This is a genomic window from Pseudomonas extremaustralis, assembly GCF_900102035.1.
Taxonomy (GTDB): Bacteria; Pseudomonadota; Gammaproteobacteria; order Pseudomonadales; family Pseudomonadaceae; genus Aquipseudomonas; species Aquipseudomonas extremaustralis.
Genome location: NZ_LT629689.1, coordinates 1092228 through 1106385, shown reverse-complemented (window position 1 = coordinate 1106385; position 14158 = coordinate 1092228). Strand labels below are relative to the sequence as shown.

The window sequence follows — 14158 nt, the reverse complement described above, 5'->3', positions numbered from 1 at the left end:
AAAGGCCAAAGCAGCTTCATAGCCGACCTGAGACCGGACGCCGAACCCGGTCAAATGTGGGAGGGGGCTTGCTCCCGATAGCAAGGTGTCAGTCACCAAAGTATTGCCTGACCCACCGCCATCGGGAGCAAGCCCCTTCCACCTATCAGTGTTGCATCACACCCGTCCCAAACCGCCGGATCGCCAGGCAGTATCCGATCAAGGCGACCGCCGCCAGCAAGCCGCCGGCCGCGCCGATCCAGGCGAAGCCGAAGTGGCTGCCGACCCAACTGCCCATCAACGCGCCGCCGCCAATGCCGATGTTGTAGATGCCGGAGAACATCGCCATGGCCACATCGGTGGCGTCCGGGGCCAGTACCAGCACCTTGGATTGCATGGCCAGGCCGAAGCCCATGATCGCCATGCCCCAGACGATGCTCAGGATCACCAGGTAGGATTCGGCACCGCTCAATGGCAGCAGCAGCGCCAGGCACGCTGCCAGCAGGAACACCGTGCCGACCACGAATAAGTGGGGGTTGAAACGGTGCACCAGGCTGAACAGCAGCGAGCCGATGACGCCCGCGCCGCCGAACACCAAAAGGATCAAAGTGACCGTGCTGCCACTCATACCCGCCACGCCTTCGACGAACGGTTCGATGTAGCTGTAGGCAGTGAATTGCGCGGTCACTGTCATCGCGGTGAGCACGTACAGCGCTACCAGCGCCGGGCGCTTGAACAGCAGTGGCAGGCTGCGCAGCGAGCCGGAGTTCTGGCTCGGCAGCAGCGGCAAGGTGCGCGCCAGCCAGAACACCAGGACAGCGGCGAACGCGCCGATCACCAGGAACGTGGTGCGCCAGCCCATGGCTTCGCCGAGCAGGCGCCCGAGGGGGATGCCCAAGACCATCGCGAGCGAGGTGCCGGTGGCCAGCAGGCCGAGGGCTTGCACCTGCTTGCCCGCCGGCGCCAGGCGCACCGCCAGGGATGCAGTGATCGACCAGAACAACGCATGGGACAAGGCGATGCCAACCCGGCTGAGCATCAGGATGCCGAAACTGGTGGCGACGCTGGAGAGGATATGGCTGGCGATAAACAGGCCGAACAGCACGATCAGCAATTTGCGCCGTTCGACGTTACGGGTCAGCAGCATCACCGGCAGCGAGGTCAGGGACACGATCCACGCATAGATGGTGAGCATCAGGCCAACGCTGGCGATGGGCATGTCAAAGCTGGCGCCGATGGCGCTGAGCAGCCCGACGGGCACGAATTCGGTGGTGTTGAACACAAACGCGGCCAGCGCCAGGGCGATGACCGGTTGCCAATTGGCTTGGGGAGTTGCAGTTGAAAGGGTCATTGACAGGTTGTCGTACTCAGTTTCCGCGCAGATCAAGCCGACCCAGTGCCGACCCTTGAGTTGCGCGGAAAAATAGTAACACGACGCTTCAAGGATCGACCTGTCCCATCAGTTCCGGGATCGACTCCGGGCGGTTGGCATAACGCTGCGCCAAGGCCGCACACACCATCAACTGAATCTGGTGAAACAACATCAAGGGCAGGATCAGCACCCCCATGGTCGCTCCGGCGAACAGCACCTGGGCCATCGGCACACCGGTGGCCAGGCTTTTCTTCGAACCGCAGAACAGGATGGTGATGCGGTCTTCCTGGTTGAAACCGAACGCCTTGCCCAGCACCGTGGACGCCACCAGCACCAGGGCGAGCAACACGCAGCAGGCGACGACCAGCCCGCCCAGTTCCCACAGCGGGATCTGGTGCCAGATGCCTTCATTGACCGCTTCGCTGAACGCGCCGTACACCACCAGCAGGATCGAACCCTGGTCGACGAACTTCAGCCAGGCTTTATTACGGCCGACCCACTCGCCGATCCAACGGCGAGCGATCTGCCCGGCGATAAACGGCAGCAGCAGTTGCACGCTGATTTTCAGGATCGCGTCCACGGTGGAACCGCCCTCGCCGTGCACATTGAGCAACAGCGTCACCAGCAACGGCGTGAGGAAAATCCCGAACAGACTGGAAGCCGCCGCGCTGCAGATCGCCGCAGGGATATTGCCGCGCGCCAACGAGGTGAAGGCAATCGCCGATTGCACCGTGGCCGGCAGCGCGCAGAGGTAGAGCATGCCCATGTACAGGTCTTTGCCGATCAGCGGCGACAACACCGGCTTGAGCGCCAGCCCCAGCAGCGGGAACAGTACAAAGGTCAGGCTGAACACCAGCAGGTGCAAACGCCAGTGGCCGGCGCCGGCGACGATGGCCTGGCGCGACAGCTTGGCACCGTGCAGGAAAAACAGCAGCGCGATCGCCAGGTTGGTCACCCAGCCGAAGGCCACGGCGGTCTGGCCGCTGGCGGGCAGCAGGGAAGCGAGGATCACCGTGGCGAGCAACGTCAGGGTGAAGTTGTCGGGCAGAAAACGGGGGCGAGTCATAAGCAGATCATCCGGGGGGTTGCCAAGAGCGTCTTGGCGACTCTAACGTAACCACTTGTTACCGACTAACGCCAATGAGCCAGTAAATGCCGCCTAAAGGACATGCCAACACCGTGCGCCGCAGCATTCCCGGGCTGTCCAGCCTGCCTCGGCCAGTCTATGGGCGCACTGAATCGCTGCCCAACCGTGCGCTGACCCGTCGGCACAGCCACCCGTGGGTGCAATTGTCCTACGCGATTTCCGGGGTGCTGGAGATCCAGACCAGCGCCGGGCGCTTCGTCGCCCCGCCACAGCGCGCGGTGTGGATTCCCGCCGGCATGCCGCACCGGGTGTACAGCTCGCCCCATACGGAAATGCGCAGCCTGTACTTGGACTGCAACGTGACCACATGGGCGGCCGAGCATTGTCATGTATTGGAGGTGAGCAACTTGCTGCGCGAGTTGATCCGCAGCTTCAGCGAGGTGCCGGTGGAGTACACCGAGGACGGCCCGGACGGCAGGCTGGCCCAGGTGCTGCTGGACCAATTGGCCGCCGCGCCCCAGGTGGACCTGATGCTGCCATTACCGCTGGATGCGCGCTTGCGGCAGATCTATCGCAGTTTGAATCTGCACCCGGAGCAGCAGACGACGCTGGGGGATTGGAGCCGCAAACTCGCGGTCAGCGAGAAAACCCTCAGCCGGCTGTTCCTGAGCGACACCGGCCTGACCTTCCGCGCCTGGCGCCAACGCCTGCGCCTGCTGAGCGCCCTGCCCGCCCTGGAGCAAGGCGAGCGCGTCACGGATGTGGCGCTGGGTTGCGGATATGAATCCACCTCGGCGTTTATCAATGCGTTTCGCCAGCAGTTCGATGCCACGCCAGGGGAGTTTTTCCGCTGACACTCCCTCCCGTAGATGGGTTTCGGAGGGTTATCAGCTACCGTCCCCCCCATGGGCCTCTTCGAAGAAGTAATCCTTCCAACTCGCCGCCTTGTTTTTCAACACCCCCAACGCCTGCAATTTCTCGGCATAGATATAGGTACGCTGGGGCACGATGGTGAAGTCGATTTCCGGGTCCTGGACGATTTTCTCCACCAGGTCCAGCGGCAACTTCGACTGCTCGACGCGGATGTACGCCTTGGCGGCGGCGGGTTTGTCGGCCTTGATGATCTGCTCGGCTTCGGCCAGCGCGTCGTAGAACGCCTTGTAGGTCTTGGGGTTTTCGTCGTGGAATTTCTGCGTGGTGTAGAGCACGTTAAAGGTGGCCTGCCCGCCAAGGATGTCGTAGGAACTGAGCACCTTGTGCACGTTGGGATTCAACAGTTCCTGGTACTGGAACGGCGGGCTGGAAAAATGCGAGTTAATCTCCGAACCGCCGGCAATCAACGCCGCCGTGGCGTCGGGGTGGGCCAGGCTGATGGAGATGTCGTCGAATTTCTTGTAGTTGGCGTCGCCGAACTGCTTGGCGGTTTCGATCTGCAAGGTGCGCGACTGGAAGCCCACGCCGGCAGCCGGCACGGCGATGCGGTCTTTTTCGGTGAAGTCCTTGAGGGTCTTCACGTTGGGGTTGTTGGTCAGCAGGTAGTTGGGCATCGAGCCCAGGGAAGCGATGGCCTTGACGTTCTGCTTGCCCTTGGTACGGTCCCACAGGGTGAGCATCGGCGGCACACCGGCCGAGACCACGTCCAGGGCGCCGGCCAGCAGCGATTCGTTCATGGCGGTCGCGCCTGAGATGCTGTTCCACTCCACCTGGATAGCCAGGCCCTGTTCCTTGCCGTGTTTTTCGATCAGGTGCTGGTCGCGCACCACGTCGAGGATCAGGTAGCCGATACCGAATTGCTGGGCGATGCTGATCTTGCCTTCGGCCTGGGCGCCAAGGCTGATCATGGCTGTCGCAGCCGCCAGCAGGGTCAGGGAGGATCGCTTGAAAGTCATGGGGATCTGCCGCGTTTTTAAGAAGGTGATGGAGCCTAGCTACGATTTTTAAGACTGGAAAAGAATATCGGGATCTATTGTTATGCAAATAATCCCTAAAACGCCGCGTGGCTGGTATTGTGCCGCGCTTTGTAAAACAGCCACACATTGCGAGGAAATGGACGTTGAACACTGACGAAAAAATGACCGGGGACCTGTTCGAGGTGGATAAGCGCCTGTCACTCAAACCCGTGGTGGACTTCAACGCCTACCTGCGCAGCGCCTTCGGCGACGGCCCATGCACCTGCACCCGTTGCACTGTCAGTGGCGGTAACGAAACCGGCTTCGAGTTCCAGCACACCTTCCATTTCGACGCGAAACCCGTCCACCGCCGCTTCGCGTCCACTACGGGCAGCGATGTGTTGATGGCGTTGAAAAAGGCCTGGTTGTCGTACACCAAGGCCGAGCTGCCGCCCAGTGGTGCGCTGGCGTTGGACACGGTGAAAGAGTTTGTCGAGCCGCAGTTGCATAAGCGCCTGGTGCCGCTGTTTCTGGCCAGTGGGTTGGTCAAGGACGTCGGGGGTGAACTGCACCTCCAGCCACAAGCGACCATTTGATCCAGCGACATGGCGATACAGCATTGCCGTGCTAGCCTGCTCTGCGCGCGTCCACCACCAAGGAACCCCAATGGCCGAGCCAAGCAAAAAAATGAGCCTGCTGGGTCTCACCACCCTGGTGGCGATCAACATGATGGGCTCGGGGATCGTCATGTTGCCCGCCAGCATGGCGCAGTTGGGCGCGATTTCGTTGCTGTCGTGGGTGGTCACGGCAATCGGTTCGATGGCGATTGCCTATGGCTTTGCCCAATGTGGGCTGTTCTGTACGCGCAGCGGCGGCATGTCGGCGTACACCGAAGAGGCCCACGGCAAGTCCGGGTTCTTCATGTGCTCGTTTCTGTATTTCCTCTCGCTGATCATCGCCAATGTGGCGATCGCCATTTCGGCGGTGGGTTACCTGTCGGCGTTTATTCCGTGGCTGGGCACTGGGCCGCTGCCGTTGTTCGTCGGCAGCCTGGCGTTGATCTGGCTGACCGCCGCGGCCAACTTCGGTGGCCCGCGCATCACCGGGCGCATCGGCGTGGTGACGGTGTGGGGCGTGATCATTCCGGTGGCGGGGCTGTGTGTGATCGGCTGGTTCTCGTTCAAACCCGAGGTGTTCAGCGCGGCCTGGAACCCCCACGACCGGCACCTGTGGGACGCCGTCAGCGCGAGTATTCCGCTGACGTTGTGGGCGTTTCTCGGCATGGAGACGGCCGCCCAAGGCTATGACGCCGTCGAGAACCCCACACGCACCGTGCCCCTGGCATGCCTGCTCGGCACCCTGAGCGTGGCCGTGGTGTATGTGCTATCGACGGCGGTGATTCAGGGCATCGTCCCCAACGCCGAACTGGCCGCGTCCTCGGCGCCGTTTGCGTTGGCCTACACGCAGTTGTTCAACCCTGGGGTCGGCAAGGTGATCATGGCACTGGCGGTGGTGGCCTGCATCGGCTCGCTGCTGGGCTGGCAATTCACTTTGGCGCAGACGGCCAAGATGTCGGCGGACCAGCGTCTGTTCCCGCGATTTTTCAGCCGGGTCAGCCAGGCGAACGCGCCGATACTGGGGCTGCTGGCGTGTGCGACGCTGCAGAGTCTGATTGCCCTGTCGACCATCTCGCCCACGGCCAGCGCACAGTTCAGCAAGCTGGTGAACCTGGCGGTGGTGACCAACCTGGTGCCCTACGTGACCGCCCTCTCCGGCTTGCTGGTGATGATGGACAAGGCCCATGCCAGCCCGTCGGTGCAGGCGCGCAATACGCTGGTGGTGCTGGTGGCGGTGGGGTATTCGCTGTATGCGATTTATGCGTGTGGTGAAGCGGCGGTGTTTGGCGCGATGCTGGTGCTGGCGTTCGGGTATTTGCTCTATGGCTTCCTGGCCAGGCGCTTTGTCCCAGCCCCGCAAAATCCCCGGTAGGAGCGAGCTTGCCCGCGAAGATCGTCAACGATAATGCAGCGCTTCAGCGAGTCCGCGTTGCCTGGGTGTTTTTCGCGAGCAAGCTCGCTCCTATGTATGGACTCGCCCCCACATTCAACCCGCTTTTCAAACATTGTTACCCGGTTGCATCTATGTATCAGGCCTATTCGAGGAAGCCCAAACAGCTTCTGGCCAACATTGGATCAGCTCGCGATATGCCCATTACAGTTAGGCCTCAAGGGCCGGTAGGAGCGCAGGCATCAGTTCGCGACGGTCTGACCAGGGGTCAATGTTCTTTAGCATGGGTTGGAGCGGCTTAACGCCCCGGTGGCAGAACGCTGTAGATCAGTGACTCATCGTAGCCTCCTGGCTATTGCCTGGTTGGCGACGATAAGTCTGGTCGTTTTGAAGGAGCCGCCAGAGGATGCGCAGGTTGCGGTTGGCCAAACGCACCGCCGCCTCCCTGCGTCCCAGACGGGATATCCAGCGCTGTAGACGCTGGTCGTCCGGCTGCTCTGAATCCGGTCGTACCTGTCTTAGAACTGCGTGGGCACCTTGGATCGCCAAGCTGCGCAAGTAAGCATCACCCTGTTTGCTCATCTTGCCCAACCGGATCTTCTCGCCACTACTGTGTTGGCTGGGTACCAACCCGAAGTAGGCGGCGAACTGTCGAGCATTGGCGAAGCGTTCAGGCTCGGTTTGCTTGGCCAGTAGCGCTGTGGCAATGATCGGCCCCACTCCGCGTACCGTCATCAGCCGCTTGGCGGTCTCGTTCTGCTTGGCCGCTGTTTCGAGCCGACCAGTCAACACGTTCACGCGTTCGCCCAATTGATCCCATTCTCCTAGCAGCTCGGCGATCAGTTCACGCAGCAAATCGGGTAATGGCTGAGTAGCATCTTCCAGTATTCGAGGGACACGTTGGCTGATGGCTGTTTCGCCCTGCGCCATAGAGACCCCTTGCTCCAGCAACAAGCCACGCATCTGATTACCGACCGCCGTACGTCGCCGAATGTACCCCTGCCGGGCCCGGTGCAGTGCTTGCATCGCCATCGCCGCTGCGCTCTTGACCGGTACCGCTGATATCGTGCAATCGCGGCCTGCACGCAGGATCGCCAATGCATCATTGCGATCGTTTTTCGGGCCGCTGCGATGATTGGCAACATGCTGAGCGGGCAGGATGCACACGGGATTGCCCTGCGCTTGCAGCAACCGCGCCCATGCTTGAGCGCCTGGCCCGGTTTCCACCAGCACCGTCACGCTTGCTGGAAGCTTCTGAAGAAAGGCCTGGAAGGCTTCACGTGACTTGATCCGATCCTCGAATATCACCTGTCCGAGCGCATCCTCACCGGCCACCTGAAAGACCTTTTTGGCAAGATCTACCGCAACGTTCATGCAGGTAGATACATCGGCTGACAAAGACTGGTTGATCGTCGTATGCTTTTTCATGGTCTCGCCCTCGCTGTCGTTGGCTTTCTATAAGAATGCCACCGTGGCGCACAGACGCCTCGGCTTGGGCGAGTCCATTCAATTACAGTGGGGAGAGAAAGCAAAACGGCACGCTGGGTGCCGTTTTGTCGTTCATGCCCGGATGGGGTTATTGACGTGCTGCCTCCCACTGCTTGAGCAGATCGTTGTAGCCCACGGTTTCGCCTTTGGGTTTCTCGTTGGCCAGTTTCGGTTTCGGCGCGCCCGGCTGGTCGAACCAGTATTGCGCGTCACGCTCGGGGTTCATTTTCGGGCCGCATACCGGTTGCACTTTGGAGCGCTCCAGGCGCGTCATGATCGCGTCCTGTTCCTTGGCCAGGTTGTCCAGCGCTTGTTGCGGGGTTTTCTCGCCGCTGGCCGCGGCGGCGATGTTGCTCCACCACAGTTGCGCCAGCCGTGGATAGTCCGGCACGTTGGTGCCGGTCGGCGTCCATTCCACCCGCGCCGGGCTGCGGTAGAACTCCACCAGGCCACCGAGTTTCGGTGCCAGGTCGGTCATGGCCTGGGAGTTGATGTCGGACTCGCGAATCGGCGTCAGGCCGACGATGGTTTTCTTCAGCGACACGGTTTTCGAGGTCACGAACTGCGCGTACAGCCAGGCCGCGAGTTTTTGTTTCTCCGGCGTCGACTTGAGGAAGGTCCAGGAACCCACGTCCTGATACCCCTTTTTCATGCCCTTTTCCCAGTAAGGCCCGACCGGCGACGGCGCCATGCGCCATTTCGGCGTGCCATCGGCGTTCACCACCGGCAGCCCAGGCTTGGTCATGTCAGCCGTGAAGGCGGTGTACCAGAAGATCTGCTGGGCGACATTGCCCTGGGACGGTACCGGGCCGGATTCGGAGAAGGTCATGCCCGCCGCTTCCGGCGGTGCGTAGGCTTTCATCCAGTCCACGTATTTTTGCGTGGCGAACACAGCGGCCGGGCCGTTGGTGTCGCCGCCACGGGTCACGCTGGAACCCACCGGGTGGCAGTCCTCGACGCGAATGCCCCACTCGTCCACCGGCAAACCGTTGGGCAGGCCTTTGTCGCCGCCGCCGGCCATGGAAAACCAGGCGTCGGTGAAACGCCAGCCCAGGGACGGGTCTTTCTTGCCGTAGTCCATGTGCCCATAGATGCGCTTGCCGTCGATTTCCTTGACGTCTTCGCTGAAGAACTTGGCGATGTCCTCATAGGCCGACCAGTTCACCGGCACGCCGAGGTCGTAGCCGTATTTTTCCTTGAACTTGGCTTTGAGCTCCGGCCGTTCGAACCAGTCGGCGCGGAACCAGTAGAGGTTGGCGAACTGCTGGTCGGGCAACTGGTAGATCTTGCCGTCCGGCGCGGTGGTGAAGGAGATACCGATAAAGTCCTTGATGTCCAGGGTCGGCGAGGTGAAGTCCTTGCCTTCGTTGGCCATCAGGTCGGTGATGGATTCGGTCTTGCCATAGCGAAAGTGCGTACCGATCAAGTCGGAATCGTTGACCCAGCCATCGTAGATATTTTTGTCGGACTGCATCTGGGTCTGCAGCTTTTCCACCACATCGCCTTCCTGCAACAGGTCGTGGGTCAGCTTGATCCCGGTGATTTCACTGAAGGCCTTGGCCAGCACCTTGGATTCGTACTCGTGGGTGGTGAGGGTTTCCGACACCACGTTGATCTTCATCCCACGAAACGGTTCGGCGGCCTTGATAAACCACTTGAGTTCCTCGAGCTGCTGGTCGGCCGTGAGGGTCGACGGTTTGAACTCGCTGCCGATCCATTTTTTTGCCGCCTCTTCATACGCATCGGCCCAGGCCGTGGCGCTCAAACCACTGAGGGCCAATACGGCGGCCAATGAAATGCTATGTCGCAGCTTATTGTTTTTATCGAACATAGAGACCTCCTGGTTGATTTCAAACGGGACTACAAACGCCCCCCGTGTAGGAGCGAGCTTGCTCGCGAAAAACGCCCAGACACCGCGTCCTTCCAGAAACGCCGCGTTATCGTTGACGAATTTCGCGAGCAAGCTCGCTCCTACAGGGAATAGAGGCATCGGCACTAGCCCCAACGCATCACACACAACAGCCATACCAGGGAGAGCGCGGACGCCACCCAGATGCTCCAGTCGGTTACGCCGATCACCAGCAGGTGCAGGTAGGCGCTACCGAGAAGACCGATAAACAAGCGATCACCACGGGTGGTGCTGATCGGCAGAAACCCGCGCCGGGGGATGCTCGGCGCGCGCAGTTCCCATGTGGTCATGCCCGCCAGAATCAGGGCAATGCCGCCAAAGAACAGCGCGGTGGGGGTGGTCCAGGCCATCCATTCCATCATCGACTCCTCTAGACCCGGCCGAGGGCAAAGCCCTTGGCCACGTGGTTGCGCACAAACCAGATCACCAGCATGCCCGGCAGGATGGTCAACACCCCCGCCGCCGCCAGCACGCCCCAATCGATACCCGACGCCGACACCGTGCGCGTCATCACCGCCGCGATGGGCTTGGCGTTGACCGAGGTCAGCGTGCGTGCCAGCAGCAGCTCGACCCAGGAAAACATGAAGCAGAAAAACGCCGTCACGCCGATGCCGGAGCCGATCAGCGGGATGAAAATCTTCACGAAGAACTTGGGAAACGAGTAGCCGTCGATGTAGGCGGTTTCGTCAATCTCCTTGGGCACGCCAGACATGAAGCCTTCCAGAATCCACACCGCCAACGGCACGTTGAACAGGCAGTGGGCCAGGGCCACGGCGATATGCGTATCGAACAGGCCGATGGACGAATACAACTGGAAGAACGGCAGCAGAAATACCGCCGGCGGCGCCATGCGGTTGGTCAGCAGCCAGAAGAACAAGTGCTTGTCGCCAAGGAAGCGGTAGCGCGAAAACGCATAGGCCGCCGGCAGCGCCACACTCAGGGAGATCACCGTGTTCAGGCTGACGTAGTACAGCGAGTTGAGGTAACCGGTGTACCAGCTCGGGTCGGTGAAGATCACCTTGTAGTTGGCCAGGGTGAAATCCTGCGGAAACAGGGTCAGCCCGCCGAGGATTTCGGTGTTGCTCTTGAAGGACATGTTCAGCAGCCAGTAGATCGGCACCAGCAGGAACAGGATGTAGATCAGCAGCGGTATGACTTTACGCTTGCTCATGTTGGCGGCCCTAGCGGTTGGCGTCGGAATGGGTCATGGCGGTGTAGAACAGCCAGGACACCAACAGGATGATCAGGAAGTACACCAGGGAAAACGCCGCCGCCGGGCCAAGATCGAATTGGCCTACCGCCATCTGGGTCAGCGTCTGACTGAGGAAGGTAGTGGCGTTACCCGGTCCACCGCCAGTCAGTACGAAGGGCTCGGTGTAGATCATGAAACTGTCCATGAAACGCAGCATCACCGCGATCAGCAGCACGCTTTTCATCTTGGGCAACTGGATATGTCGGAATACCGCCCAAGCCGAGGCCCGATCGATCCGTGCCGCCTGGTAGTACACATCCGGGATGGCCCGCAGCCCCGAGTAACACAGCAGTGCCACCAGCGAAGTCCAGTGCCAAACGTCCATCACCAGCACGGTGACCCAGGCGTCCAGGGTGTTGGCCGCGTAGTTGTAGCTGATGCCCATGGCATTGAGGCTGTAGCCGAGCAAGCCGATATCGGCGCGGCCGAAGATCTGCCAGATGGTGCCCACCACGTTCCACGGGATCAGCAGCGGAATGGCGAGAACGATCAACACCAGCGACGACCAGCGACCCTTGGTCGGCATGGTCAGGGCGATGGCAATGCCCAGGGGGATTTCGATCAGCAGCACGCAGGCCGAATAGATGAACTGGCGCAGCAGCGAATCGTGCAGGCGTGGGTCGAGCAGCACCTGTTTGTACCAGTCGGCGCCGACAAAGTAGCGGCTGGATTGGTCGAAGATGTCCTGCACGGAGTAGTTGACCACGGTCATCATCGGGATCACCGCACTGAACGCCACCAGCAGGAACACCGGCAACACCAGCCACCAGGCCTTGTTGTTCTGCACCTTGTTCATGGCTGGACCTCCAGCAGGTAATCGTCGGCATACACCATCAGCCATTGCGCGGGAAAGCTCAGGGAGGCCTTGCCGTCGGGCACCGGTTTGTCTTCGGCCAGGCGTATTTTCAGCGGCACGCCATCCAGCCTCAGGGTCAGGATCTTGTAGGTGCCGAGGTCTTCGACATGTGTGACGTCGGCCTGCAGGGCGTCAGGGTTGTACTCGTCCCACACGTGGATAAATTCCGGGCGGATGCCCACCTGCAGGGTCTGGTAGTCGCTATGGGCAATGCGTCGCTGCAGCGCTTCGGACAAGGGCAGATGGGTGCCGGCAAAGCGTACCCCGCCGGCCTCGGCCTGCACCTGGATCAGATTCATCCCAGGGCTGCCGATGAAATAGCCGACAAAGGTATGGCTCGGCCGCTCGAACAGGTCGCGGGGCGTACCGAACTGCACGATCTGCCCGCCGTACATCACCGCGATCTTGTCGGCGAAGGTCGAGGCTTCCAACTGGTCGTGGGTGACGTAGACCATGGTGATGTTGAACTGCTCATGGATCTGCTTGAGCTTGCGCCGCAGCTTCCACTTGAGGTGCGGGTCGATCACCGTCAGTGGCTCGTCGAACAGGATCGCCGACACGTCGTCACGCACCAGGCCACGGCCCATGGAGACTTTCTGTTTTTCGTCGGCGGTGAGGTTGCGCGCCTTTTTGTTCAGCAGGTTTTGCAGGTCAAGAACCTCGGCGATTTCCTGCACTTTGCTGTGAATTTTCGCCTCGACCATGCCTTGGTTGCGCAACGGGAACGCCAGGTTGTCGAACACCGTCATGGTGTCGTACACCACCGGGAACTGGAACACCTGGGCGATATTGCGTTTTTCCGGGGTCAGCTCGTTGACCACTTTATGGTCGAACAGCACTTGCCCTTCGGACGGGCTGAGCAAGCCGGAAATGATATTGAGCAGGGTCGACTTGCCGCAGCCCGAAGGCCCGAGCAAGGCGTAGGCGCCGCCCTGCTCCCATATGTGGTTCATTTCCCGAATGGCGTAGTCCTCGGGGCCATTGGGCGTAGGGCTGTAGCTGTGCGCCAGGTTCTGCAAATGGATCTCGGCCATCAGGCAACCCTCGCGACACGGCGCCCGGGGGCCTGGACCAAACGGTCCTGACCATCGAACACAAACAGTTTATGGGTGGGGATATACACGCGGATCGGCGCGTCGACGTCGTACTCGTGCACCCCCGGCAGGTGCAGCACCAGCAGGAAGTGTTCGCTGCGCACATGCAGGAAGGTTTCCGAGCCGCTGATCTCGGCGACTTCCACGGTCACCGCCAGCTCCAGGTCATCGTCGTTGCTCGGCACCAGGCTGATATGGCTGGGACGCACACCAAAACGGAACTCGCCTTCACCGATAGGACGCAGATCAACATTGAGTGGGAAATGTACGAAATTGGCGAAGCTCACTTCGTTGCCACTGATGCGCCCCGGCATCAGGTTGATCGGCGGTTCGGAAAACAACTCGGCGGCCAAGACGGTCTGCGGCTGATGATAGACCTCGGCCGCCTTGCCGCTCTGGATCACCCGGCCTTCGTGGAGGATGGTGGTGGTGCCGCCCAGGGCCAGGGCTTCGTTGGGTTCGGTGGTGGCGTAGATGGCAATGGTGTGCCGCGCGGCGAACAGCTCGCGCATTTCCTGACGCAGCTCTTCGCGCAGTTTGTAGTCCAGGTTCACCAACGGCTCATCGAACAGGATCAGCTCGGCGTCTTTCACCAGGGCGCGGGCCATGGCCGTGCGTTGCTGCTGGCCACCGGACAACTCCAGCGGGTGGCGCTGGAGGAATTTTTCGATGCGCAGCATCTTTGCGGTTTCCAGCACCTTGCTGTGGATCAGTTCGTTGGACACACCGGCCTGGCGCAACGGCGAGGCGATGTTCTCGAACACGGTCATGGTGGGGTAGTTGATGAACTGCTGATACACCATTGACACGTTGCGCAAGCGCACCGGCTTTTGCGTGACGTCCACACCGTTCATCAGGATGCGGCCGCTGTCGGGCTTATCCAGGCCGGCCATCAGACGCATCAGGCTGGTCTTGCCGGACAGCGTACGGCCGAGCAGTACGTTGAAGGAACCGGCTTCAAAGCGCAGGTTGGCGTCGTCGATCCAAGTCTGACCGGAGGCGACGAGGGAGACATGTTCCAGGGTCAATGACATGACACGCCCTTTTTATTATTGGAATGAATCTGCCCGGTCGTCAGAGCGAGTTTCGTGCCAAAAGCGGCAGGTGCTTGATTCACAAGGAAATGGGACATGCGGCATGTTCAGGAGTGAACAGAAATGAACAGTCCCGACTGAACAACTGAACAATTGGGCGGTTGACAATGAACAGTTCTGAACAACACTGA

13 protein-coding genes are annotated in these 14158 nt (G+C 60.8%); 3 read left to right on the top strand and 10 right to left on the bottom strand.

Annotation, left to right across the window (positions count from 1 at the left end; translation table 11 throughout):
- Positions 1–145: 145 nt before the first annotated feature.
- Positions 146–1330 carry a sugar transporter gene (locus tag BLR63_RS05430; protein ID WP_010564536.1) on the bottom strand — a complete coding sequence of 395 codons (1185 nt, stop codon included), beginning with the start codon at positions 1328–1330 and terminating at the stop codon, positions 146–148.
- 88 nt (positions 1331–1418) lie between these two features.
- Positions 1419–2417 (bottom strand): bile acid:sodium symporter family protein, encoded by a 999-nt coding sequence (locus tag BLR63_RS05425; protein WP_010564535.1) that lies wholly within the window; start codon positions 2415–2417, stop codon positions 1419–1421.
- A gap of 86 nt (positions 2418–2503) precedes the next feature.
- On the opposite strand from BLR63_RS05425, the gene BLR63_RS05420 reads away from it, so the two are divergent.
- Positions 2504–3292 (top strand): AraC family transcriptional regulator, encoded by a 789-nt coding sequence (locus BLR63_RS05420; protein ID WP_010564534.1) that lies wholly within the window; start codon positions 2504–2506, stop codon positions 3290–3292.
- A 33-nt stretch (positions 3293–3325) separates the two neighbouring features.
- On the opposite strand, the gene BLR63_RS05415 is transcribed toward BLR63_RS05420, so the two are convergent.
- Positions 3326–4327 (bottom strand): ABC transporter substrate-binding protein, encoded by a 1002-nt coding sequence (locus tag BLR63_RS05415; protein ID WP_010564533.1) that lies wholly within the window; start codon positions 4325–4327, stop codon positions 3326–3328.
- A 164-nt stretch (positions 4328–4491) separates the two neighbouring features.
- Here BLR63_RS05415 and BLR63_RS05410 point away from each other — a divergent pair, with 164 nt between their 5' ends.
- Both BLR63_RS05410 and potE read left to right on the top strand, forming a co-directional pair.
- Positions 4492–4923, top strand: a complete 432-nt coding sequence (locus BLR63_RS05410) for a hypothetical protein (RefSeq protein WP_010564532.1) — start codon at positions 4492–4494, stop codon at positions 4921–4923.
- Positions 4924–4993: 70 nt separating this feature from the next.
- Positions 4994–6316 (top strand): putrescine-ornithine antiporter, encoded by a 1323-nt coding sequence (gene potE, locus BLR63_RS05405; RefSeq protein WP_010564531.1) that lies wholly within the window; start codon positions 4994–4996, stop codon positions 6314–6316.
- A 345-nt stretch (positions 6317–6661) separates the two neighbouring features.
- Here potE and BLR63_RS05400 read toward each other — a convergent pair whose 3' ends face one another.
- The 7 genes from BLR63_RS05400 to BLR63_RS05370 all read right to left on the bottom strand — a co-directional run bounded on the left by BLR63_RS05400 (position 6662) and on the right by BLR63_RS05370 (position 13967).
- The gene (locus tag BLR63_RS05400; RefSeq protein ID WP_408003384.1) at positions 6662–7762 is read right to left on the bottom strand and encodes an IS110 family RNA-guided transposase; all 1101 of its coding nucleotides are present in this window, start codon (positions 7760–7762) and stop codon (positions 6662–6664) included.
- 148 nt (positions 7763–7910) lie between these two features.
- Positions 7911–9653: an ABC transporter substrate-binding protein gene (locus BLR63_RS05395; protein ID WP_010567826.1), complete on the bottom strand. Its 1743-nt coding sequence runs from the start codon at positions 9651–9653 to the stop codon at positions 7911–7913.
- Positions 9654–9817: 164 nt separating this feature from the next.
- On the bottom strand, positions 9818–10090 hold the full coding sequence (locus BLR63_RS05390; protein WP_010567825.1) for a DUF2160 domain-containing protein: 273 nt from the start codon (positions 10088–10090) through the stop codon (positions 9818–9820).
- A gap of 11 nt (positions 10091–10101) precedes the next feature.
- Entirely contained in the window at positions 10102–10902 is an 801-nt protein-coding gene (locus BLR63_RS05385; RefSeq protein ID WP_003174634.1) for a carbohydrate ABC transporter permease, read from the bottom strand.
- Positions 10903–10912: 10 nt separating this feature from the next.
- Positions 10913–11779, bottom strand: coding sequence for a carbohydrate ABC transporter permease (locus BLR63_RS05380; protein ID WP_010567824.1), 867 nt, complete (start codon positions 11777–11779; stop codon positions 10913–10915).
- The gene (locus tag BLR63_RS05375) at positions 11776–12873 is read right to left on the bottom strand and encodes an ABC transporter ATP-binding protein (protein WP_010567823.1); all 1098 of its coding nucleotides are present in this window, start codon (positions 12871–12873) and stop codon (positions 11776–11778) included. The genes BLR63_RS05380 and BLR63_RS05375 overlap by 4 nt, the downstream gene beginning before the upstream one ends.
- A complete protein-coding gene (locus tag BLR63_RS05370) occupies positions 12873–13967 on the bottom strand; it encodes an ABC transporter ATP-binding protein (RefSeq protein WP_010567822.1) in 1095 nt (364 codons plus the stop codon). Before BLR63_RS05370 ends, BLR63_RS05375 begins: the two co-directional genes overlap by 1 nt.
- Positions 13968–14158 lie beyond the last annotated feature (191 nt).